Origin of the sequence: Streptomyces sp. NPDC046557 (genome assembly GCF_040645975.1) — a bacterium.
In the GTDB taxonomy this organism is placed as follows: domain Bacteria; phylum Actinomycetota; class Actinomycetes; order Streptomycetales; family Streptomycetaceae; genus Streptomyces.
Genome location: NZ_JBEYZH010000002.1, coordinates 516,152 through 539,134 on the forward strand (window position 1 = coordinate 516,152; position 22,983 = coordinate 539,134).

The 22,983-nt window shown below is 71.5% G+C and carries 21 protein-coding genes and 1 riboswitch; of the genes, 8 read left to right on the forward strand and 13 right to left on the reverse strand.

Features of this window, described 5'->3' with window-relative positions:
• Positions 1–140 precede the first annotated feature (140 nt).
• Positions 141–734, reverse strand: a complete 594-nt coding sequence (locus ABZ934_RS07545) for a TetR/AcrR family transcriptional regulator (protein ID WP_361309659.1) — start codon at positions 732–734, stop codon at positions 141–143.
• Between the two features lie 84 nt (positions 735–818).
• Between ABZ934_RS07545 and ABZ934_RS07550 the strand changes: the two genes are divergently transcribed.
• Positions 819–1,580: an SDR family oxidoreductase gene (locus ABZ934_RS07550; protein ID WP_361309662.1), complete on the forward strand. Its 762-nt coding sequence runs from the start codon at positions 819–821 to the stop codon at positions 1,578–1,580.
• Positions 1,581–1,742: 162 nt separating this feature from the next.
• Entirely contained in the window at positions 1,743–2,528 is a 786-nt protein-coding gene (gene nagB / locus ABZ934_RS07555) for a glucosamine-6-phosphate deaminase (protein ID WP_361309666.1), read from the forward strand.
• 70 nt (positions 2,529–2,598) lie between these two features.
• Here the strand turns inward: nagB and ABZ934_RS07560 are convergent, their stop codons facing one another.
• The 4 genes from ABZ934_RS07560 to ABZ934_RS07575 form a co-directional block, all read right to left on the reverse strand.
• A complete protein-coding gene (locus ABZ934_RS07560) occupies positions 2,599–4,086 on the reverse strand; it encodes a glycoside hydrolase family 3 protein (RefSeq protein WP_361309669.1) in 1,488 nt (495 codons plus the stop codon).
• A 6-nt stretch (positions 4,087–4,092) separates the two neighbouring features.
• Positions 4,093–4,881: a carbohydrate ABC transporter permease gene (locus ABZ934_RS07565; RefSeq protein WP_361310298.1), complete on the reverse strand. Its 789-nt coding sequence runs from the start codon at positions 4,879–4,881 to the stop codon at positions 4,093–4,095.
• 98 nt (positions 4,882–4,979) lie between these two features.
• Complete coding sequence (locus tag ABZ934_RS07570; RefSeq protein WP_361309672.1) at positions 4,980–5,975, reverse strand: sugar ABC transporter permease; 996 nt, start codon at positions 5,973–5,975, stop codon at positions 4,980–4,982.
• Between the two features lie 74 nt (positions 5,976–6,049).
• A complete protein-coding gene (locus ABZ934_RS07575) occupies positions 6,050–7,339 on the reverse strand; it encodes an extracellular solute-binding protein (RefSeq protein WP_361309675.1) in 1,290 nt (429 codons plus the stop codon).
• A 291-nt stretch (positions 7,340–7,630) separates the two neighbouring features.
• On the opposite strand from ABZ934_RS07575, the gene ABZ934_RS07580 reads away from it, so the two are divergent.
• From ABZ934_RS07580 to ABZ934_RS07605, 6 genes are all read left to right on the forward strand, one after another.
• The gene (locus ABZ934_RS07580) at positions 7,631–8,395 is read left to right on the forward strand and encodes a GntR family transcriptional regulator (RefSeq protein ID WP_361310301.1); all 765 of its coding nucleotides are present in this window, start codon (positions 7,631–7,633) and stop codon (positions 8,393–8,395) included.
• Between the two features lie 75 nt (positions 8,396–8,470).
• Positions 8,471–10,684 (forward strand): carbon starvation CstA family protein, encoded by a 2,214-nt coding sequence (locus tag ABZ934_RS07585; protein ID WP_361309678.1) that lies wholly within the window; start codon positions 8,471–8,473, stop codon positions 10,682–10,684.
• A complete protein-coding gene (locus tag ABZ934_RS07590; RefSeq protein ID WP_361309681.1) occupies positions 10,681–10,878 on the forward strand; it encodes a YbdD/YjiX family protein in 198 nt (65 codons plus the stop codon). The genes ABZ934_RS07585 and ABZ934_RS07590 overlap by 4 nt, the downstream gene beginning before the upstream one ends.
• A 77-nt stretch (positions 10,879–10,955) precedes the next feature.
• Entirely contained in the window at positions 10,956–11,462 is a 507-nt protein-coding gene (locus ABZ934_RS07595) for a GNAT family N-acetyltransferase (RefSeq protein ID WP_361309683.1), read from the forward strand.
• A 36-nt stretch (positions 11,463–11,498) separates the two neighbouring features.
• Positions 11,499–11,639: riboswitch (cobalamin riboswitch) on the forward strand.
• Between the two features lie 152 nt (positions 11,640–11,791).
• On the forward strand, positions 11,792–14,206 hold the full coding sequence (locus ABZ934_RS07600) for a ribonucleoside-diphosphate reductase subunit alpha (RefSeq protein WP_361309686.1): 2,415 nt from the start codon (positions 11,792–11,794) through the stop codon (positions 14,204–14,206).
• A complete protein-coding gene (locus ABZ934_RS07605; RefSeq protein ID WP_361309688.1) occupies positions 14,206–15,222 on the forward strand; it encodes a ribonucleotide-diphosphate reductase subunit beta in 1,017 nt (338 codons plus the stop codon). The genes ABZ934_RS07600 and ABZ934_RS07605 overlap by 1 nt, the downstream gene beginning before the upstream one ends.
• A 68-nt stretch (positions 15,223–15,290) precedes the next feature.
• On the opposite strand, the gene def is transcribed toward ABZ934_RS07605, so the two are convergent.
• From def to ABZ934_RS07645, 8 genes are all read right to left on the reverse strand, one after another.
• Positions 15,291–15,926 (reverse strand): peptide deformylase, encoded by a 636-nt coding sequence (gene def, locus ABZ934_RS07610; RefSeq protein WP_361309691.1) that lies wholly within the window; start codon positions 15,924–15,926, stop codon positions 15,291–15,293.
• A 66-nt stretch (positions 15,927–15,992) separates the two neighbouring features.
• A complete protein-coding gene (locus ABZ934_RS07615; RefSeq protein ID WP_361309694.1) occupies positions 15,993–16,988 on the reverse strand; it encodes a hypothetical protein in 996 nt (331 codons plus the stop codon).
• A 131-nt stretch (positions 16,989–17,119) separates the two neighbouring features.
• The gene (locus ABZ934_RS07620; protein ID WP_361309697.1) at positions 17,120–18,397 is read right to left on the reverse strand and encodes an HD domain-containing protein; all 1,278 of its coding nucleotides are present in this window, start codon (positions 18,395–18,397) and stop codon (positions 17,120–17,122) included.
• Positions 18,394–19,962 carry an HD-GYP domain-containing protein gene (locus ABZ934_RS07625; protein ID WP_361309699.1) on the reverse strand — a complete coding sequence of 523 codons (1,569 nt, stop codon included), beginning with the start codon at positions 19,960–19,962 and terminating at the stop codon, positions 18,394–18,396. Before ABZ934_RS07625 ends, ABZ934_RS07620 begins: the two co-directional genes overlap by 4 nt.
• Positions 19,963–20,153: 191 nt before the next feature.
• Positions 20,154–20,456, reverse strand: coding sequence for a mycothiol system anti-sigma-R factor (gene rsrA, locus ABZ934_RS07630; RefSeq protein WP_136213975.1), 303 nt, complete (start codon positions 20,454–20,456; stop codon positions 20,154–20,156).
• Positions 20,453–21,097 carry a sigma-70 family RNA polymerase sigma factor gene (locus ABZ934_RS07635; RefSeq protein WP_008741505.1) on the reverse strand — a complete coding sequence of 215 codons (645 nt, stop codon included), beginning with the start codon at positions 21,095–21,097 and terminating at the stop codon, positions 20,453–20,455. Before ABZ934_RS07635 ends, rsrA begins: the two co-directional genes overlap by 4 nt.
• A 336-nt stretch (positions 21,098–21,433) precedes the next feature.
• The gene (locus ABZ934_RS07640; RefSeq protein ID WP_361309703.1) at positions 21,434–22,102 is read right to left on the reverse strand and encodes an alpha/beta family hydrolase; all 669 of its coding nucleotides are present in this window, start codon (positions 22,100–22,102) and stop codon (positions 21,434–21,436) included.
• Positions 22,103–22,137: 35 nt separating this feature from the next.
• Positions 22,138–22,953: an SOS response-associated peptidase gene (locus tag ABZ934_RS07645; RefSeq protein ID WP_361309706.1), complete on the reverse strand. Its 816-nt coding sequence runs from the start codon at positions 22,951–22,953 to the stop codon at positions 22,138–22,140.
• Between the last annotated feature and the right edge of the window lie 30 nt (positions 22,954–22,983).

Genomic DNA, 22,983 nt, shown 5'->3' on the forward strand with positions numbered 1-22,983 from the left:
ACACCCGCCGGCCGTAAGTACTCCGGGCTACGGTGCCGGACGGGTTGAGGGTCCCGTCCCGCACCGTGGCCCAGAGGAAATCGCGCAGAGGAAATGCCGCAGAGGAAAGAAGCCCCGGAGGCCGGGCCGCCCGAGGGCGGCTAGCGCGGCCAGGCCCGCATCGCCGTCTCCGCCACCGCTTCCAGCTCTTCGCGGCCCGCCCCGTCGCGCGCCTGCTGTGACATCCCCTGGAGCACCGCCCCGACGTAACGGGCTAGCGCCCGCGCGTCCGCGTCGGCGGGCAGCGCGCCGACGGCGATGTCCGCCGTGATCCGGCTCTCGAACATGGCCAGGTTGGCGTTGCGCCGTTCCCGCAGGGCTTCGGCCACCTCGTCCGAGGTGGTGTTGATCGCCGCGCTGATGACCATGCAGCCCTTGGGGTGGGTCGGGTCCGTGTAGATCTCGGCGGCCTCGCGCAGGAGGCGCCGTACGGCCGCGGCCGCGGTGGACTCCTCCGCGAGCGCCACGGCGGCGAAGCCCCCGTACCGACCGCCGTACGCCGTCACGACCTCCTCGAAGAGGGTGCGCTTGTCGCCGAAGGCCGCGTAGAGGCTGGGGGCGCCGATGCCCAGTTCGCGGGTCAGGTCGGCGATCGAGGTCGCCTCGTAGCCGCGCTCCCAGAAGACGCGCATGGCCGTGTCGAGAGCGGCGTCGCGGTCGAAGGAGCGGGGCCTGCCGCGCTGTCCGGTCACCATGCGCCCATTCTATAGCGGCCATTAAGGAATCTGGTACGGTTCTTCTGTAGCGACCACTAGAGATTATGAAGGGGGGGGCGCGTCATGGGCGTGCTCAAGGGGAAGACGGCACTGGTCACGGGCGGCAGCCGGGGTATCGGTCGGGCCGTGTCGCGGCGGCTGGCGCGGGACGGGGCGCTGGTCGCAGTGCACTACGGCCGGGACGAGGCGGCGGCGCGGGAGACGGTCGCCGCGATCGAGGCGGAGGGCGGCCGGGCCTTCGCGATCGGGGCGGAACTGGGGGTCCCGGGGGACGCGCGGGCGCTGTGGGCCGCGTACGACGCCCATCCGCGGGCGACGGAGGGGCTGGACGTCCTGGTCAACAACGCGGGGGCCGCCGCCTTCGCGGGCATCGAGGAGACGGACGAGGAGACCTACGACCTCACGCACGCGCTCAACGCGAAGGCGCCCTTCTTCGTGATCAAGCACGGGCTGGCGCGCCTGCGGGACGGGGGCCGGATCGTCAACGTGACGGGCACTCCGGACATCGCGCTGCCGGCGATCCTGGCGACGATCACGGCCAAGGGGGCGGCGAACGCCCTGACGGTGTCGCTGGCCGCCGCGCTCGCGCCGCGCGGCATCACCGTCAACTCGGTGGGCCCGGGTGTCATCGAGACCGACCTCAACGCGGGGTGGCTGGCCGACCCGGCGGCCCGGGCGCACGTATCGGCCCGCTCGGTGTTCGGCCGTACCGGCACGGCGGAGGAGGTGGCGGACATCGTCGCCTTCCTGGCCTCGCCGGATTCCCGCTGGATGACGGGCAAGCACCTCGATGCGACGGGCGGCCTCCAGCTCGCACTGCTGTAGGCGGCGCCGCGGGCCGCCGAGAGGCCACCGCGGGGCCGCCGAGAGGCCACCGGGCGGTCATCGGATCACCATGGAAGAGGGGGCCGCGAGGCCCGCCGCGAGCGGGCCGGCTCTGCTAGATTGGTCTATACCACACTACCTCTCCAGATTGGCAGGCCCCGCGTGGAAGTTGTCATCGTCCCGAACGCCAAGGCAGGCGGCGAGCTCATCGCGGAGGCCATGGCCGCCCTGGTACGCCGCAAGGCCGACGCCCTGCTCGGGGTGGCGACCGGCTCCACCCCACTGCCCGTGTACGAGGCCCTCGCCGCCAAGGTCAAGGCCGGCGAGGTCGACGTCTCCAAGGCCCGCGTCTGCCAGCTCGACGAGTACGTCGGCCTGCCGGCCGGGCACCCGGAGTCCTACCGCGCCGTCGTCCTGCGCGAGGTGGTCGAACCCCTGGGCCTGTCCGAGGCGTCCTTCATGGGCCCCGACGGCTCGGCCGAGGACATCGTCGCCGCATGCGACGCGTACGACCGCGCGCTCGCCGAGGCGGGCGGCGTGGACCTCCAACTGCTCGGCATCGGCACCGACGGGCACATCGGCTTCAACGAGCCGTGCTCCTCGCTCGCATCCCGCACCCGTATCAAGACGCTGACCCACCAGACCCGCGTCGACAACGCCCGCTTCTTCGACGACGACATAGACCAGGTCCCGCACCACGTCGTCACCCAGGGCATCGGCACGATTCTCGACGCCCGCCACCTGGTCCTGCTCGCCACCGGCGAGGGCAAGGCGGAAGCCGTCGCGCAGACCGTCGAGGGGCCGCTGTCCGCCCTCGTCCCGGCCTCCGCGCTCCAACTGCACCGCCACGCGACGGTGGTCGTGGACGAGGCCGCCGCCTCCAAGCTGAAGCTGGCCGACTACTTCCGCCAGACCTACGCCGACAAGCCCGCCTGGCAGGGTCTGTAACACCGCGAACACCCGCGCACGAAGGCCGGGCCCCCCTCCACGGGGGCCCGGCCTTCGTGCGTACGGGGTGCTACGCGCCCGCGATGACCTCGGCCGCCGCCCTGCCGCACACCCGCGCGGCGCCGTGCGTCGCGATGTGCAGGGCGCCGCGCGGCTCGGCCCGGGGCAGCCCCATCTCGACCACCACGGTGTCCGGCCGGGCCGCCACGAGGGCGTCCAGCGCCTCGGTCATCCAGGGGTGGCGGTGGGCGTCCCGGACCACCGCCACGACCGTGCGGTCCCCGGCGGCGGCCAACACCTCCCCCGCGCCGGCCCCCTCGTGGTAGACGCCCGACGCGGTGCCGGGCAGCAGCGCCGCGAGCTCGGCGGCCACGCCCCAGGGGGTCTCGTCGCCCACCGCGATGTTGGGTTCGGGGGCGAGCGTGGCCACATACGGGGTGCCGACGGCGCTCACCCGGCCGGTCAGGACCAGGGCGCGGCGGGCCGCCGTCAGACCGATGCCGGGCGCGCCCCCCTCCGGCGCGCCCGGCGTCGCGGCGGTCCGCCGGGCGCGGGTCCATTCGGCCAGGGCGCGGACCCGGGCGGCGGCGTCGGCGAGCCGTTCCTCGGGCAGCGCGCCCTCCCTTACGGCCGCGACCAGCGCGTCCCGCAGACGCAGGACGGTGGCCTCGTCGGCGAGTCCGCCGCCGACGCAGATCGCGTCGGCGCCGGCGGCGATGGCGAGGACGGAGCCCCGCTCGATGCCGTAGGTCCCCGCGATGGCGTTCATCTCCATGCCGTCGGTGACGACGAGGCCCTCGTAGCCGAGTTCCTTGCGCAGCAGACCGGTCAGGATCCGCGGGCTGAGGGTGGCGGGACGGGTGGGGTCGAGGGCGGGGACCACGATGTGCGCGCTCATGACGGCCTTGGTGCCGGCCTCGACCGCGGCCCGGAACGGTACGAGTTCACGCGCCGTCAGGGTGTCCGGGTCGGCGTCGATGCGCGGCAGGGCGAGGTGCGAGTCGACGTTGGTGTCGCCGTGGCCGGGGAAGTGCTTGGTGCAGGCGGCGACCCCGGCGGCCTGGAGGCCCTCGACGTAGGCGGCGGTGTGCCGGGCCGCGAGGTGGGTGTCGGCGCCGAAGGACCGTACGCCGATGACCGGGTTGTCGGGGTTGGAGTTGACGTCGGCGGAGGGCGCCCAGTTGAGGTTGACCCCGCAGGCGGCGAGCCGGCGGCCCAGCTCGTGGGCGACCCCCCGGGTCAGTCCGGTGTCGTCGACGGTGCCCAGCGCCAGGTTGCCCGGGAAGGAGGAGCCCTCGCGGACCTCCAGGCGGGTGACGTCGCCGCCCTCCTCGTCGATGGCGACCAGGACGTCGTCCCGCTCGGCGCGCAGTTGGGCGGTGAGCCGCCCGAGCTGCTCGGGGGAGGCGATGTTGCGGCCGAAGAGGCCGACGGCGTGTAGCCCTTCGCCGAGCCGGCGCAGCAGCCAGGCGGGGGCGGTGGTGCCCTCGAAGCCGGGCTGGAGGACCGCGAGGGCGTCGCGGGTGAGCGTGTCCGTCTGGTGCGCAAGGACAGTCATGGGCCGTTATCCCTTCACGGCGCCGGCGGTGAGGCCCGCGGCCATCTTGCGCTGGACGATGAGGAAGAGGACCACGATGGGGAGCGCCATCATGGTGGAGCCCGCCATCATCGGGGCGAACTCGGTGCCGTGCAGGGTGGTGAAGTTGCCGAGCCAGACGGTGGCCGTCTGGTTCTGCTGGCTCATCAGCATCAGCGCGTACAGGTACTCGTTCCACGCCTGGATGAAGCCGTAGACGGACGTGGCGACCATGCCCGGGGCGAGCAGCGGGAAGACGACCCGCAGGAAGGCCCCGGTCGGTGTGCAGCCGTCGACCATGGCGGCTTCTTCCAGCTCCTTGGGGATGTTGACGATGAATCCGCGCAGCGTCCACACCGTGAAGGGCAGGATGAAGGTCAGGTAGGTGATGATCAGACCGCTGAGCTTGTCGTACTGGCCCAGGTCGTTCAGGAGCAGGAAGACCGGGATGATCATCGCGACGAGCGGGATCATCTGGACGGCGAGGATGCCGACGATCACGATCTTGCGGCCGCGGAAGGCGAACCGGGAGATGGCGAGGGCGGCCAGCATGCCCACGGTGATGCCGATGACGACCACGGTCAGCGAGACGATCAGGCTGCGCCCGACCGGTCCCCAGAAGTCGGAGATCTCCAGCGCCCGCTTGAAGTTGTCGAGCGTGAAGGTGGTCGGGAAGAAGTGCGGGTGCGGGTCGATGGCGTCCTTGGCGGGTTTGAACGCCGTGTTGAGCATCCAGTAGACCGGGAACCCGGCGGTGACGAAGACCAGCAGGCCGATGAGGTTCCAGCCGAGCCTGGACTTCTTGCGCTGCCTGAGGCGGGGGGCGCGGGCGGTCGCGGGCGGCGCGGCGGTCGGGGGGGTCGCGGTGGTCGAGGTCACTCCACCTCTCCGATCTTGAGCATCTGGCGCATGTAGACGGCGACCACCGCGAGCAGGAGCAGGACGGTCACCAGGGCGATCGCGGAGCCGCCCGAGTAGTCGTTGACCACGAACGCCTGCTTGTACGAGTAGGTGGTCAGCAGTTGGAACTCGGCCTCGGGGTTGCCATTGCGCATCACGAAGACCTGCGGGAAGACGCCCATGTCCCAGATGACCGACAGGGTCGTCAGCATCACGATGATCGGCTTGAGTATGGGGAGGGTGACGTGGCGGAACACGCCCCAGGCGCCCGCGCCGTCCAGGCGCGCCGCCTCTTCCAGTTCCTTGGGCACCTGGGTCAGTCCCGCGCTGAGGGTGATGACGACGAAGGGCACCGCGCCCCAGACCACGAGCAGCATGATCACGGCGAGGCCCTGGGGGCCGCCGGCGAACCAGTTGTGGCCGATCATGTCGACGCCGGGGAGCCGGCTCATCAGGTAGTTGAGGACGCCGTAGTCGGCGTCGAATATCCACTTGAAGATCGCGGTGGCGACGATGATGGGCATGCCCCAGCTCGCGACCAGCGCGACGCTGATGAGGGCCTTGACCCAGCCGGAGACCTTCTGGAGCAGCAGGGCGACGAGCATGCCGATGACCATGGTCAGGACGACCGCGCCGGCGGCGAAGACGATGGTGCGCAGCACGACGGACCAGAACACGCCGTCGCCGAGGACCTTGCCGAAGTTGTCGAATCCGACGAACTCCGCGTCCTTGAAGCCCCAGAGCTCGGACTTGCCGAAGCTCTGGAAGGAGAGGGACACCAGTCTGAACAGCGGGTAGCCCATGACGAGGACGATGATCAGCAGGCAGGGGGCCAGCAGCAGCCAGGGGGTCGCGCCGGGGCCCTTGCGGCGGCGCTGTCGCGGCGCGGAGGTCTTGCCTGTCCCGGGTCCGGTGGAAGTCTGGCGCCGTGCCGGCGGCAGATCGGCGGTGGTTGTCTGTGCGGCACTCATCGCGTGCTCCTCGGGGGTCCCTCTCTTGACGGGCAGCGGGGCCCCGCCGATCCGGCGGGGCCCCTCACTTCAGGTCACTTGGTGTTGATGACCTTGTCGATCTCGGTGTCGGCGGCCTTGGCCGCGTCCTCGACCGACTTCTTGCCGGTGGCGACGTCCTGGAGCATGGTCTGGAGGACCTTGCCCTTCTCGACCTGGCCCCAGCCGGGGGCGGTCGGGACGAACCAGGAGGACTCGGCCGCGGTGGCCGGCACCTCCGTCTTGGGGTCGGCCTTGAGCGGGCCGAGGTCCGTCTTGTTGTTCGGCAGGTTGCCCTTGCTGATCAGGCCCTTCTGACCCTGGGAGCCGGTGAAGGCGTTGATCCACTCGGACGCGATGTCCTTGGCCTTGGACTTGGAGGGGACCGCGAGGTCGGAGCCGCCGAGGAAGACCGGGAGGGCCTTGCCGTTCGGGCCGGGCATCACGAAGTTCTCCAGCTTGTCCTTCAGCCCGCCGACCTTGTCGCTCTTGGGGTCGGCCGCGTCGGCGCCTTCCCAGGCGGAGGCGAAGATGACGGCGGAGTTGCCCTGCCCGAAGACGACCGGGCGGTCGGACTCGTCCTTGGTCTTGTCCGCGTGCATGTACTTGTCGAGGAGCTCCTTGTACTGCTTGAGCCCCTTGACCGACTCGGGGGAGGACAGGGAGCCCTTCCAGGCGGAGCCGTCCTTCTTGGCGATGGCGCCGCCCGCGTCGTAGACGAAGGACATCGCGGCGTACCAGTCGGGGGAAGGCTGGTAGAGGGCGCTGAACTTGTCGCCCTTCGCGGCCTGGATCTTGTCCAGGGCGGAGGTCAGGTCGGCCCAGCTCTTCGGGGCGGCGGTGACGCCGACCTCGGCGGCCAGGTCCTTGCGCCAGGTGCCGACGCGGCCACCGGCGTAGTAGGGGACGCCGTAGGTCTTGCCGTCGTAGGTGACCGACTGCTTCAGCGCGTCCAGCCAGGCGGCGGAGTTGTCGAACTTCGCCGGGTCGACCTCGGAGAAGGCACCGGTCGACATGTAGCCGATCATCTCGGAGTTGCCCATCTCGACGACGTCGGGGGCCTTGTCCGTGGCGAGGACGGCGTCCAGCTTGGCGTTCTTGTCCGGCCAGCCGTAGTACTCGTGCTTGATGGTGAGACCGGGGTGCTTCGCGACGATCGCGTCGTCGGCCGCCTTGACCAGCTCGGGCCAGTTCTTCTGGGCGTCGACCGTCAGCCAGACCGTCAGCTCCTTGGCACCGGACGCCTTGTCGGCCGTGTCCCCGCCCTTGCCGTCCGAGCCACCGCAGGCCGCCAGGCCGATCACCATGCCCGCGACTCCAACCGCCGCGATGAGCTTGCGCTTCACGCCACCCTCCTCAGGGATGCCTTCATGCACGTCCCTTGCCCGCCGCGGTGACATACGCGAAGTAGTAGGCGTGGGGCCGGGATCCGATCCATATTGGTGTAGACCAGTAACCGGAGCTTGGCCTAGACCTTTAGGGGTGTCAAGGGTCTAATGAGCGGGTGATCGGTCCGTTATCGGACCGACACCTGGGGGAGGGGAGAGGCCCGTCCTCCCACCCGTGTCACGATGTGACCGCACATATCGGAGGAGCCGGTGACGGCAGCGAAACTGGAGTCGGGAAGGCGGGCGGCGATGGCCACCGAAGGGGCGACCACGGAGCCGGAAGGCGGGGCGGCCACTCGCACGGCCCGGGTTCCCAAGTACTACCGACTCAAGCGGCACTTGCTCGACATGACCGAAACCATGCCCCCCGGCACACCGGTGCCGCCGGAGCGCACGCTCGCGGCCGAGTTCGACACCTCGCGGACCACCGTCCGCCAGGCCCTGCAAGAACTCGTGGTCGAGGGCCGACTCGAACGCATCCAGGGCAAGGGCACCTTCGTCGCCAAGCCCAAGGTCTCCCAGCCGCTGCAACTGTCCTCCTACACGGAGGACATGCGCGCCCAGGGCCTGGAGCCCACCTCGCAGCTCCTGGACATCGGCTACGTGACGGCCGACGACACCCTCGCCGGGCTCCTCAAGATCTCCGCCGGCGGGCGGGTCCTGCGCATCGAACGGCTGCGCCTGGCCAGCGGCGAGCCGATGGCCATCGAGACCACCCACCTCTCGGCCAAGCGCTTCCCCGCGCTGCGCCGTTCGCTGGCCAAGTACACCTCCCTCTACACCGCCCTCGCCGAGGTGTACGACGTGCGGCTGGCCGAGGCCGAGGAGACGATCGAGACCTCGCTGGCCACCCCGCGCGAGGCCGGCCTGCTCGGCACGGACGTCGGCCTGCCGATGCTGATGCTCTCCCGGCATTCGCTGGACGCCGACGGCGAGCCGGTCGAATGGGTACGTTCGGTGTATCGCGGCGACCGTTACAAGTTCGTTGCCCGTCTCAAGCGACCCGCCCTCTGATACACCGTTGACTCCTGATCCGCCCTCGGTGGACGCTCGTACCGCTCAACAGTGATCAACGAGGGGACGAGGATCATGCCGGAACCGGAAGCAACAGACACGACACGGGACACGGCGGGAGCCTCGTCGGGGGGGCTCTCGCCCAAGTCGATCGCCGTGTGGGTGCTCGTGGCCCTCGTCGGGGCCATCGGCTGGGGCGTACTGGCCCTCTCGCGCGGTGAGGAGATCTCGGCCGCCTGGCTGCTCGCCGCCGCGCTGGGCTCGTACGCCATCGGCTACCGCTTCTACGCGCGCTTCATCGCGGACCGCGTCCTGCGCGTCGACAAGACCCGGGCGACCCCCGCCGAACGCCTCGACAACGGCGTGGACTTCCACCCCACCGACCGCCGGGTGCTCTTCGGCCACCACTTCGCCGCCGTCGCCGGCGCGGGCCCGCTGGTCGGTCCGGTGCTCGCCTCGCAGATGGGCTACCTGCCGGGGACCATCTGGATCGTCGCGGGCGTCATCTTCGCCGGCGCCGTCCAGGACATGGTGACCCTGTTCTTCTCCACCCGCCGCAACGGCCGTTCGCTCGGCCAGATGGCGCGGGACGAAATCGGCCCGGTCGGCGGCGCCGCCGCACTGGTCGCCGTGTTCGTCATCATGATCATCCTGCTCGCGGTACTGGCCCTGGTCATCGTCAACGCGCTGGCCGACTCCCCCTGGGGCGTCTTCTCCATCGGCATGACCATCCCGATCGCCCTCTTCATGGGCTTCTACCTGCGCGTCCTGCGCCCGGGACGGATCACCGAGGTCTCCCTGATCGGTGTCGCCCTGCTGCTGGTCGCCATCGTCGCGGGCGGCTGGGTCGCCGACTCCTCGCTCGCCCACGTCTTCACCCTGGACAAGCAGACCCTGGTCATCTGGATGGTCGCCTACGGCTTCGTGGCCTCGGTGCTGCCCGTGTGGATGCTGCTCGCCCCGCGCGACTACCTCTCCACCTTCATGAAGGTCGGCACCATCGTGCTGTTGGCGGTGGGGGTGGTCATCGCGATGCCCATGCTGAAGATGCCCTCCGTCACCGACTTCGCCTCGCGCGGCGACGGACCGGTCTTCTCCGGCTCGATGTTCCCGTTCGTCTTCATCACCATCGCGTGCGGCGCGCTGTCCGGCTTCCACGCGCTGGTCTCCTCGGGCACCACCCCGAAGATGATCCAGAAGGAGACCCAGGTCCGGGTCATCGGCTACGGCGCGATGCTCACCGAGTCCTTCGTCGCCGTCATGGCCGTGATCGCGGCCTGCATCATCGAGCCGGGCCTGTTCTTCGCCGTGAACTCCCCCGCCGGGGTCATCGGCACCACCGTCGAGACCGCGTCCCAGGCGGTCACGCACTTCGGGTTCGCCATCTCCCCCGACGCCCTCGCCCAAGCCGCGAAGGACGTCGAGGAAACCACCCTGCTCTCCCGTACGGGCGGCGCGCCGACCTTCGCACTCGGGATGTCGCAGATCTTCTCCTCCGTCGTCGGCGGGGCCGGGATGAAGGCGTTCTGGTACCACTTCGCCATCATGTTCGAGGCCCTGTTCATCCTGACGACGGTCGACGCCGGCACCCGCGTCGGCCGCTTCATGCTCCAGGACACCCTCGGGAACCTGCACAAGTCCTTCAAGGACGTGAGCTGGAAGCCGGGCGTGTGGATCGCCAGCGCGGTCGTCGTCGGCGGCTGGGGCTACTTCCTGTGGGTGGGCGTCGAGGACCCGCTGGGCGGCATCAACCAACTGTTCCCGCTGTTCGGCATCGCGAACCAGCTACTGGCGGCCGTCGCCCTCGCGGTGTGCACCACGCTGCTGGTCAAGTCCAACCGGCTCAAGTGGGCGTGGGTGACGGGCGTCCCGCTGGCGTGGGACGTGGCGGTGACCCTCACCGCCGGCTACCAGAAGGTCTTCTCCGACAACCCGAAGATCGGCTTCTTCGCGCAGCGCGACCTGTACCAGGACGGCATCGACGCCGGAAAGGTCATCAAGCCGGCCAAGGACCTCGCCCAGATGCACACCGTGGTCACCAACGCCACGGTGGACGGCGTGCTGTCGGTGCTCTTCGCCCTGCTCATCGTCATCGTCCTGGTGGACGCCGCCCGGACCTGCGTCAAGGCGGTCCGCGCCCCGCAGGACGTCGCCCTCACCGAAGTCCCCTGGACCGAGTCGAGGATCGTCGCCCCGGCCGGTCTGATCGCGACGCCCGAGGAGCGGGCGGAGCTGGCCGCCGCCGGCCTCGACTCGGGCGGCGGCAAGGCCAAGGAGCCGGTGGCGTGAGCGGCGTCCGGGAGGCCCTGGCCAAAGCCGGGTACTACGTACGGGAGTTCTCCGGCGAGGCCGCCTACGACCGCTACGTGGCCCACGCCCGCTCCCACGACCCGGACGCCGAGGTCCTCACCCGGCGCGCCTTCGAACGCGCCCGCACGGACGCCCGCGAAGCCGATCCGCGCGAGGGCTTCCGCTGCTGCTGAACCGGTCACGGGCCGCCGCGCATTCCCCCGGGAAAACGCGGCGGCCCTTTCCGTGCCCCCGGGGCACACTCGACGTCATGGACATCACCATCAGACCGGCGCTGCCGGCGGAGTACGAGGCCCTCGGGGACGTCACCGCCCGGGCCTACCTCGGGGACGGCCTCCTCACCTACGGCGAGGACGACCCGTACCTCGCCCGACTCCGGGACGTGGCGGGACGCGCCGCGACCGCGGCGGCCGAAGTGCTCGTCGCCGTACTCGGCGACGGACGCGTGGTGGGCGGGGTGACCTTCGCCGCGCCGGGCAGCGCCCTCTGCGACATCGCCCGCGCCGACGAGGCCGAGTTCCGGATGCTGGCGGTCGCCCGCGAAGGACGCGGCCGGGGCGCCGGCGAGGCGCTCGTGCGGGCCTGCGTCGACCGCGCCCGGGCCGTGGACGGCGTACGACGACTCGTGCTGTCGACCACCCCAGACATGCTCGGCGCCCACCGGATCTACGAGCGCCTGGGCTTCGTCCGCTCGCCCGAGCGCGACTGGGAGCCGGTCCCCGGCCTCACTTTGCTCACGTACGGTCTCGCGCTGTAGTCGGTGCGCGACACAACATCTAGGGGGTCCCACAGGAGGGTGCCCCCACATGTATGCTCGTGCTCGCTGTCGCCGCAGGGGAATCCGGTGCGAATCCGGAACTGTCCCGCAACGGTATGAACTGCGCCCATTGGTGCATCCGAAGTCCGAGGACCTGCCGACAGCGCGCCCGGCTCGACCGAACCGGGTACAGCCACGTCCGGGCCTCGCGGTTGGGCCGGTGGACGCAGCGCGGCGCAAGCGTGCCCGGAGTCGGGGACGCGCCCGCGCGCGCCCGCTCGCGCTCCGCACCGAAATGCCCCGGAGCCGAGTGAGGGAGAGCTCCCCCCGTGACCATCGCGCCCGCCGCACCGCGCGCCGAGTCCGACCCGTCCGACACCGCAACCACCGGTGGGGGCCATGGGGCCGCGCTGCTGCGCACCCTCACCGAGCTCACGGGCGACCTCCCCGACACCGACCCCGGCCGGGTCGCCGCCGCCGCCCTGCGCGGCCGCAGCGCCGCCGCGGACGAGGCCGAACTGCGGTCGCTGGCCACCGAGGCCGCCGCCGGACTGATCTCCGAGGACCCGGCGTACTCCCGGCTGGCCGCGCGCCTGCTCACGCTGGCCGTGCGCGACGAGGCCGCGGGCCAGGGCGCGACCTCCTTCGCCGCGTCCGTCGCCGTGGGCCACCGTGAGGGCCTGATCGCCGACCGCACGGCCGCGTTCGTCGCCACCCACGCGAGCCGCCTCGACGCACTGGTCGAGCACGCGCTCGCCGAGGGCGCCGACGACCGCTTCGGCTTCTTCGGCCTGCGCACCCTGCACAGCCGCTACCTGCTGCGCCACCCGATCACCCGTCATGTGATCGAGACGCCGCAGCACTTCATGCTGCGCGTGGCCTGCGGTCTCGCCGCGGACGACAGCGTGCCGGCCGTCGAGGAAGTGGCCTCGCTGTACCGGCTGATGAGCCGCCTGGACTACCTGCCGTCCTCCCCCACCCTGTTCAACTCCGGCACCCGGCACCCGCAGATGTCCTCCTGCTACCTGCTGGACTCCCCGCTGGACGAGCTCGACTCGATCTACGACCGCTACCACCAGGTCGCCCGCCTCTCCAAGCACGCCGGCGGCATCGGTCTGTCGTACTCCCGCATCCGCGCCCGCGGTTCGCTGATCCGCGGCACCAACGGCCACTCCAACGGCATCGTCCCGTTCCTCAAGACCCTCGACGCCTCCGTGGCCGCCGTCAACCAGGGGGGTCGCCGCAAGGGCGCCGCCGCCGTCTACCTGGAGACCTGGCACGCGGACATCGAGGAGTTCCTGGAGCTTCGCGACAACACCGGTGAGGACCAGCGCCGTACGCACAACCTGAACCTGGCCCACTGGGTGCCGGACGAGTTCATGCGCCGGGTGAACGCCGACGCCGACTGGTCGCTGTTCTCCCCCGCCGACGTGCCCGAGCTGGTCGACCTGTGGGGCGACGACTTCGACGCCGCCTACCGCAAGGCCGAAGCGGCCGGCCTGGCCCGCAAGAGCATGCCCGCCCGCGACCTGTACGGCCGGATGATGCGCACCCTCGCGCAGACCGGCCAGGGCTGGATGACCTTCAAGGACGCCTCCAACCGGACGGCGAACCAGACCGCCGAACCCGGCACCGTCGTCCACTCCTCGAACCTCTGCACCGAGATCATCGAGGTCACCAACGACGGCGAGACTGCTGTCTGCAACCTGGGCTCGGTCAACCTCGGTGCCTTCGTCCTGGCAGGAGCCGGCAGGCGGGAGGACGCCATCGACTGGGAGCGGCTGGACGAGACCGTCCGCACCGCCGTCACCTTCCTCGACCGCGTCGTGGACATCAACTTCTACCCGACCGAGCAGGCCGGCCGCTCCAACGCCCGCTGGCGCCCGGTGGGTCTGGGCGCGATGGGCCTCCAGGACGTCTTCTTCCGGCTGAAGCTCCCCTTCGACTCCCCCGAGGCGAAGGCCCTGTCCACCAAGCTCTCCGAGCGGATCATGCTGGCCGCCTACGAGGCGTCCTGCGACCTCGCCGAGCGCAGCGGCCCGCTCCCCGCCTGGGAGCAGACCCGTACCGCCCGCGGTGTCCTGCACCCGGACCACTACGACGTCGAGCTGAACTGGCCGGAGCGCTGGGACGCGCTGCGCGCCCGGGTCGCGAAGACCGGCATGCGCAACTCGCTGCTGCTCGCCATCGCCCCGACGGCGACGATCGCCTCGATCGCGGGCGTGTACGAGTGCATCGAGCCGCAGGTCTCGAACCTCTTCAAGCGCGAGACGCTCAGCGGTGAGTTCCTCCAGGTCAACGCGTACCTGGTGGACGAGCTGAAGAAGCTCGGCGTGTGGGACGCGCAGACCCGCGAGGCGCTGCGCGAGGCCAGCGGTTCCGTCCAGGGCTTCGGCTGGATCCCGGCCGAGGTTCGCGAGCTGTACCGCACGGCGTGGGAGATCCCGCAGCGCGGCCTGATCGACATGGCGGCGGCCCGTACGCCGTTCCTGGACCAGTCGCAGTCGCTGAACCTGTTCCTGGAGACGCCGACCATCGGGAAGCTGTCCTCGATGTACGCGTACGCCTGGAAGCAGGGGCTGAAGACCACGTACTACCTGCGCTCCCGCCCGGCGACGAAGATCGCCCGCGCGGCGTCGGGCGCCGCCGCCCCGGCCGCCGCCACGCCCCTCCCGCAGGCCGTCGACGCCGACGCGCTGGCCTGCTCCCTTGAGAACCCCGAGTCCTGCGAGGCATGCCAGTAATGAGTTCCGACGGACAGAAGAACCTCCTCGACCCGGGCTTCGAGCTGACCCTGCGCCCGATGCGCTACCCGGACTTCTACGAGCGCTACCGGGACGCGATCAAGAACACCTGGACGGTGGAGGAGGTCGACCTCCACTCGGACGTCGCCGACCTCGCGAAGCTGACGCCGGGCGAGCAGCACATGATCGGCCGGCTGGTCGCGTTCTTCGCGACGGGCGACTCGATCGTCTCGAACAACCTGGTGCTGACGCTCTACAAGCACATCAACTCCCCGGAGGCGCGCCTGTACCTGTCGCGCCAGCTGTTCGAGGAGGCCGTGCACGTCCAGTTCTATCTGACGCTGCTCGACACCTACCTGCCCGACCCGGACGACCGGGCGGCGGCCTTCGACGCGGTCGAGGAGATCCCGTCGATCCGCGAGAAGGCGCAGTTCTGCTTCAAGTGGATGGATTCGGTCGAGAAGATCGAGCGGCTGGAGACGAAGGCCGACCGCCGCCGCTTCCTGCTGAACCTGATCTGCTTCGCCGCCTGCATCGAGGGCTTGTTCTTCTACGGCGCGTTCGCGTACGTCTACTGGTTCCGCTCGCGGGGTCTGCTGCACGGTCTGGCGACGGGCACCAACTGGGTGTTCCGCGACGAGACCATGCACATGAACTTCGCCTTCGAGGTCGTGGACACGGTCCGCAAGGAGGAGCCGGAGCTTTTCGACGACGCCCTCCGGCAGCAGGTGACCGACATGCTGAAGGAGGCGGTGGAGGCGGAGCTGCAGTTCGGCCGCGACCTGTGCGGTGACGGCCTGCCCGGCATGAACACCGAGTCGATGCGCGAGTACCTGGAGTGCGTCGCGGACCAGCGTCTGGTCCGTCTCGGCTTCCCGCCGGTGTACGGCTCGCAGAATCCGTTCTCGTTCATGGAGCTCCAGGGCGTCCAGGAACTGACGAACTTCTTCGAGCGCCGCCCGTCGGCCTACCAGGTCGCCGTCGAGGGAACGGTCGACCTGGACGAGGACTTCTGAGCGAGGCCCGGCAACGGGAAGGCCCCGCACCGTACCGGTGCGGGGCCTTCCCCATGTGCCCTCGCGGACTACTCGTTGGGGACGGTCTCGTAGCGCGGGGTGCCCTCTTCCATCTGGCGGAGGGCGTCCTTGCGGTCGCGCTTCGAGAGGCGGTCGATGTAGAGGTACCCGTAGAGGTGGTCCGTCTCGTGCTGGAGGCAGCGGGCGAAGTAGCCGGTGCCCCGGACCTTGATCGGGTTGCCCTGCGCGTCCTGGCCGGTGACCTCGGCGTAGTCCGGGCGGGCCAGCGCGGCGTACGCGGTCGGCACCGACAGGCAGCCCTCGTTGGAGTCGTCCAGCACGCGCGCCTCGGCCGGCAGCTCGACCGGCTTCGGGTTGACGACGACACCGGTGTGGCGGCGGCCCTCGTCGTCCGGGCAGTCGTAGACGAAGACCTTGGCGTCCACGCCGATCTGGTTCGCGGCCAGGCCGACGCCCTCGGCGGTCTTCTGGCTGGCGAACATGTCGTCGATCAGCTGCGCCAGTTCGTCGCCGAACTCCGTGACGTCCTTGCACTCCCGGTGCAGGACCGGGTTGCCGACCACCGTGATCGGGCGGGAGGTGCCGCGCTCACGGTGGGCGAGCTCGCGTGCCTCACAGTCCTCGGTGTCCACGACGTAGCCTTCGTCGTCGACCGGGACAACCTGGTTCTCCTGCTGGGCCATGTCCGCCGTACGCCTTCCGTAAGTCTCCGAGTCACCGATGTGACCGGTACAGCCTACGGCCCCGGCTCAGCAGACTTCTTCGAGATCGCGCCACTCGCGGCTGTCCGGGCTGTCCGCCACCCAGCCGTCCAGGAGTCCGCGCACCAGACCGGCGGGCGCCGCGATGCCGCATTCCCGTTCGGGCACCCACAGGGAACCCGAGCCGGTCGTGCGGTGCCCCAGCGGGCCGGGGTGGCCGGGCTCGCTGTGGTCGTGCGGGTCCAAGTGCTCGCCGTCGCCCTCGTCGCTCGGCATCGCGCTCTCCGAGCAGGTCCGGCACAGCAGCCGCACGGACGACGACCAGTCCTCGGCGGCGAAGCCCGCGTCGGAGGCCAGCCGCTCCAGCGCGTCCCGGTCGTCCTCGGTGGCCGCTTCCAGCAGGACCACCCAGGTCGGCACGGGCGAGGGCGCCCACAGCTCGATCTCATCGAAAACCGGGTACGAGGGCCCCGCGGCGGTGATCCGCTCGCCGTGCGGGACGCCGTCGTGCAAGACGACCTCGCCCCAGCGCCGCCCCGAGGACGGCAGCGGGATCGAGAGGACCTCCATCCGGGCCGGATCGAGCCTCCGGCCCCACACGACCTCGGCCTCGCCCTCCGGCGAGAGCCGTACCGCGGCGCTGCCCAGCTCCATGCCGACGGGCTCGGCGCCCGCCGCCGAGCCGTGCGGGTCACCGGGGACCTTGAGCCCGTACGCCTGCCAGGCCCGGCGGGCCAGCGGCCAGTCCTGGAGCGCGGTCGCGGCGATCCCCACGTTCCACCAGTCCGGGGCGCCGGTCTCGCGGTCCAACAGGGCCACGGCGCGCAGTCCGGCCGCCCGCGCCTGTTCCCAGTCGTGGCGGAACTTGTGCAGCAGGGCCAGGTTGAACCAGGACTCGGACAGCCAGGGTTCCAGGTCCGCGGCTCTGGTCAGGAGCGCGCCCGCGTCCTCGTACCGCCCGTCGCCGATCAGCGTGAACGCGCGGTCGGTGGCCTGCCGCCACGAGGCGGAGGGCCGATGCCGTACCTTCCCGAAGATCCTCACGTTTCCCGCCTGCCTGGGGGCACCGCCCAGCGGTAGCTGGGGGACTACGGTGCAGCCTCGCGGACACCCACACGGACACTCTTACTCGCATCCAACCATGCCCACTCGGACGGCCGCTCATTACCCATGGGTTACCCCGGTGGAAGCGGGCCGACTCCGGCCCGTCCGTCCCTGGCGAGAACCCTCGCCAGGCACTCCACGACCTCCGGCTGGAAGTCCCGTCCGGTCCCCAGGCGCAGCCGTTCCAGGGCGGCCAGTGAGCCGCCCGGGTGACCTTCCCCGCCGCAGAGGTCGTCGTACGCGTTCACCGCGCGCACGATCCGCGCGGCGACGGGCTGCTCCCGGTAGGGGTCCGCCTGGCGCTCCACCACGACGGCGACCTCCGCCGGCACGCCCGTCTGTCGGGCCACCTCCCCGCCGAGCCCCGCGATCCGGCGGGCCTCGGCGGCCGGCAGCCGGGCCGTCGCCCCGGCCGGTACGGGGTCGACGAGCGAGAGCTGGCCGATGTCGTGCATCAGGGCGGCGTACTCCAGGACCGTGAGCTCCCGCTCGGAGAGCCCCAGCTCCCGCCCGACGGCGCGACTGAGGTCGGCCACCCGGCGGGAGTGCCCCGGGCGGGTGCAGCCGGCGATCTCGGTGGCCCGGGCGAGGGAGGTGATGGTCTGGCGGTAGGTGGTGCGGATGGCGGAGATCCGGTGGAAGGACATCTGCGTCAGCAGCAGCGGCACGCTGAACACCGGGAGCGCCCACAGCCCGGCGACGGCGGTGCCCAGTGCCATCACCAGGCCGGTCGCGCAGATCGCCGAGCCGATCCCGGCCGGCGCGCGCAGCTCGTCGCGGAGCAGGGAACCGTAGGGCCGGCCGGTGTGGGCCCCCGCCAGCGCGGCGGCGAGCACGGCGTCGCACAGGGCGGTGAGACCGAGCAGCAGCACCAGGAACAGCACGAGGTACGGGCCCTGCCCCACCCGTCCCTCCAGCCGGCCGGAGTTGTAGAGCGGCTGGAAGCAGACGGCGGCGAAGGCCACGGCCAGCACCCGCCGGGCCACGTGGTCGAAGGCGGGCCCGTTGCCCCGGGCGACGTGCGGGACGATCCCGACCAGGGCCGCGGCGACGACGACCGCGACGACCTGGAGCACCCCGTGGTGCGTGGGGTGGCCGGCGGCCCGGCCGAGCAGCGCGTAGGCGAGGGCGCCGGCGGAGCCCAGCGGCGCGGGGCGGCGGTCCTCTGCCGGGACGGGTACGGCGGCGTCGCGGTGGTCGCCGCGGGCGAGCTCGCCCACGCCGATGAGGATGCCGAAGGCGAGGGCGGTACCGCCTTCCACCACCCCGTTCCACAGGGTGTGGCCGAGCGCCGCGAGGGTGAGCAGCGCGGCGGCGGCCCGTACGGCCCTGGCGGCGCCGGCCCTCACGCCCCGCCTCCGGCGCCCCGGCCCGGCGGGACGGGGGCGGGGGCAGACGCTGAGGCGGCAGGAGACGCGGAGGCGGGCTTCGGGGCAGGGGCAGGCCCGGGCTCCCGGGCAGGGGCAGGGCCGGGCTCCCGGGCAGGGGCAGGGGCAGGGGCAGGCCCGGGTTCCCGGGCAGGGGCAGGCCCGGGCTCCGGGGCAGGGGCGCCGCCGCGCGGGGCCACCACCCGCACGTCGTCGTCGGAGGTCACCACGGGGTGCCAGCCGTGCCGCCCGATGGCGTCGACCAGCGCCCGCACCATGGCCTGGTCGAACTGGGCCCCCGCGCAGCGTTCCAGCTCGGCCAGGGCGACGGGGACCGGCCGGGCCCGGCTGTAGGAGCGGGTCGAGGTCATCGCGTCGAAGGAGTCGGCCACCGCCACGACCCGCGCCAGCACCGGGATCTGCTCCCCGGCCAGCCCGTACGGGTAGCCGCGGCCGTCGACCCGCTCGTGGTGGTGCAGGATCGCGGACCGGGCCTCCCCCAGGAAGCCGATGCCGCGCACCATCTCGTGCCCGTACTCGGGATGCAGTTCGATGACCCGCCGTTCCTCGGGCGTCAGCGGCCCGTCCTTGCGCAGCAGTCGGGTGGGGACGCCGAGCTTGCCGACGTCGTGCAGGATCCCGGCGATCCGGACGACCTCCATCCGGTCGTCGGTCATGCCCAGTTCGCGGGCGATCATCGCGGATGCCTGCCCGACGCGTTCGCTGTGTCCGCGCGTGTAGCGGTCCTTGATGTCGACGGCCTGCACCAGCGCCCGGATCGTGGCCTGGTGGGCCGCGCGTTCGCGGGTGTACTGGGCGAAGACCCAGCAGGAGATGTACATCGGGAGCAGTACCAGCAGCGCGGCCGGCACCCCGTAGGGGCTGCGCCACATCACGGCCATCATCAACCCGGCCAGCCCGTGGACGCAGTAAGGGGCCAGGCCGGGGGTCCCGCCGGAGGACGTCTGGGGGTGGGTCGGCAGGCCGCGCCAAGCGGTGGCCGCGGGGCGGCGTTCGGCGGTGGCGAGGATGCCCCCGTCGAGGGCGGTGAGCACCAGACAGAAGACGACGGCGGCGACGGCGGAGGGGAACACGGCGTACGGGAAGTCCGCCACCCGGGCGGCGGGTTCGACGCCGGGCCCGGCGCCCCCGAGCATGGCCGGCCCGTCCAGCAGCCGGTAGACCTGCCCGGCCGCCCAGGCGGCGATCGCCTGCTGGGCCGCGTGCCAGGTCCGGCGCACGCGTACGGGCCGCTGCACCACGGGGGCGGCGAGGCCGCCGGGCAGCGCCACGAGCGCCGCCGCCGCGGGCGGCAGCAGGAACACCGCGGCCAGCACCACGGGGAAGAAGGCGCCCATGCCCTCGGGCACCCGGTTTCCGAGCAACCGGCAGCTCTTGAGGAGTTCGCAGCCCAGGCACAGGACGCAGAGCAGCGCGACGGCCGGCCAGGGCGTACCGGAATCCCTGAGGGCCGGGGCGACGCACCCGCACGCGGCGAGGACGGCGCACACGATCAAGGCGCGCGCCCCCCACGGAAGGACCCGCATCGCACCCTCCTCCCTGCACCGGGCCGGGCCGGCACCGAAACCGACCGGCACCGGAAGGGGAGAATAGGTGCGTCCCACGGCGCGGCGGGCCGCATTTCCGCATCGGGGCATACGGACGCCCCCGGATTAGCACCTTCGAGTGAACGAAGGGGGACTCCGGGGGCGGTTGTCGCCGGCTCGGCCGGGGCAACTCAGCCGGGGGCGGGACCCGCGGTGACGTCGTGGTCGGGAACGGCCTGTCCCGAACGGATCAGCTCGATCCGTCCCATGACCTTCGAGCGCAGGTCGCTCGGCACGTCGTCAGAGCCGCAGCACCGCTTGACCAGCTTCTTCACGGCCTGCTCCAGGCCGTACTTCTCAAGACAGGGATTGCACTCGCCGAAGTGCGTCTCGAACTTCGTGCAGTCGCTGTCGGGCATCTCGTGGTCCAGGAACTCGTACAAGTGGTCCAGGACCTCGGCGCACTCCGTCTCGTGCGGCTCTCCGCAGCTCATGAGCCCGAGCCTTTCAGGTCGTTCGACTCTCCCGCTCCGGCGGGGACCAGCCCGCGCTCGCGGGCGTAGTCCTCCAGCATTCCGCGGAGTTGGCGGCGGCCACGGTGCAGTCGGGACATGACCGTACCGATGGGTGTACCCATGATGTCCGCGATCTCCTTGTACGCAAAGCCCTCTACGTCGGCGAGATAGACCGCGATGCGGAACTCCTCCGGAATGGCCTGGAGCGCCTCCTTCACGTCCGAATCGGGCAGGTGGTCGAGCGCCTGCGATTCGGCGGAGCGCAGTCCGGTCGACATGTGCGACTCGGCGCGCGCCAACTGCCAGTCCTCGATCTCCTCCGCCGCGCTGCGCTGGGGCTCGCGCTGCTTCTTGCGGTAGGAGTTGATGAAGGTGTTGGTCAGGATGCGGTACAGCCACGCCTTGAGGTTGGTGCCCTCGCGGAACTGGTGGAAGGACGCGTACGCCTTCGCGTACGTCTCCTGGACCAGGTCCTCGGCGTCGGCCGGGTTGCGCGTCATGCGCAGCGCGGCGGAGTACATCTGGTCGAGGTAGCCGAGGGCGTCCCGCTCGAAGCGCGCGTTGCGCTCCGGGGTCGTCTCCTCCGCGTGGCCTTCGTCGGTCCCGGCGACAGGACCCACCTCCTCCGACAGCGTGGCGGCTCCGAAAGCGGATCCGCTCGAATCGGAGAATAGTCGACCTTCCCGGGCCTCCGCCGCCCGAAGCGTCCCGCGCTTGGGTGCGGGCAGCACCGTCCAGTCCAGGTCAGCGGCCTGCCGACGGTTCTGGCTGATGACCTGGGTCATGCGCTCCCTCTCCTCCGACGAACGTTCCCGTGCGTACCGACACCCGGTTAACGACGGGCCCGGGCGCCGCATTCCCGGGCGGGACAAGGGTGTCGGCGCCCTGGGGGGCGGGTCCGGGCGGCCGGTGCGTGGGGAGTGACCCGGATCACCCGGGAATCCGTCAGATCGGTCTCAGATCGGGAGCCGGTCGAGCCATCCGGCCACCGCCCCGGTGATCGCGGCGAGGGTCTCGGCCTGGGTCACGTCCGCCCGTTTGGGCACCGCGAAGCCGTGGTCGCCGTGCGGTACGGCGACCAGCTCGTACGGGGACCCCGGGCCGGGCGGGGTGTGCGGGCCAGGCGGCGGGAACTCCTCCGGGCGCCCGAACGGGTCCCGGCCGCCTTGGACCACCAGGGTGGGCCGCCCGGCGCCCAGCAACTCCTCGGCCCGCGACTTCTCGGCCCGGCCCGGCGGGTGCAGCGGGAACGCCAGGGCCAGCACCCCGGCCGCGTCCAGTTCGGCGGCGGTCCGGCACGCCACCCGGGCCCCGGCGCTGCGCCCGCCCGCGACGACGGGCAGTCCCGGCGCCAGCAGGGCGGCCCACACGGCGCGCCAGCCCTCGTCCAACACCTTGGGCGCGGCGGCCACCCTCTTCCCGGCGACCCGCCAGGGCTGTTCGACCAGCGCGACGGTGACCCCCCGGCCCGGCAGGGCGGCGGCCAACGCCTGGAGGTCGCGGGCCTCGATCCCGCCCCCGGCGCCGTGCCCGACGGCGAGCACGAGCCGCGCCGCGCGGGCGGCGTGCCAGGTGACGCGGGCCTCGCCCGCCGGGGTGTCGACGCTTTCGGTACGCGTGGTCATGGGCCGATCATGCCGTCACCGGCACTGGACGGGCCTCAGAAGAGCGTGGCCTCTTCCGGCGCGGCGAGCTCGGTCAGCAGCTCCGGCCCGTTGTTGCGTACGTTGCTCACGGCGGTGGAGACCGGGTAGGCCCGCATCAGACCGCCGGGCGGCGGCGCCAGCAGTGCCTGCAGCCCGTCGACGTCCGTACGGGCCGGGTCCAGCCAGGGGTCCCACTTGTCGGGGGTCAGCATCAGCGGCATCCGGGGGTGGATGTCGGCGAGCGAGCGGGGGCCCTCGTCGGGCGCCACCGCCAGGGGACCGGTCTCGGCCTCGGTGGTGATCACCGAGCAGGTCGCCCACCAGGCGTTCGGGTGCTCGTCGGGCAGGGTCCGGTCGCGCCAGAACTCGTATATGCCGGCCATGGCGAAGGCGCTCCCGTCGGCGGGAACCACGAAGTACGGCTGCTTGCGCGCCCGCTTCTTCTTCCCCTCGACTTCCAACTGGCGCTCGTCGTGGGCGGTGACCCACTCGAAGTAGCCGTCGGCGGGGATGATGCAGCGGCGCTGCGCGAACGGGCGGCGGAAGGACGGCTTCTCGGCCACCGTCTCGGCCCTGGCGTTGATCATCCGGGCCGCGCCCTCGGGGCCGTTCGCCCAGGAGGGCACGAGTCCCCACCTCAGCACCCGGAGCTGTCGAACCGGACGGCGGCCCGGCGCGTCCTTCACAGGACGGTCGAGGACGACGTGGACCTCTTTCGTCGGCGCCACGTTGAAGTCGGCGGCCAGGGACTCCTCGGGCTCCCACCGCTCGACGCCGAAGATCCGCGCCAGTTCCTCGGGCGCCCGGCTCGCTGCATACCTTCCGCACATGGCTGACACACTGCCATGGCCCTCGCCCCC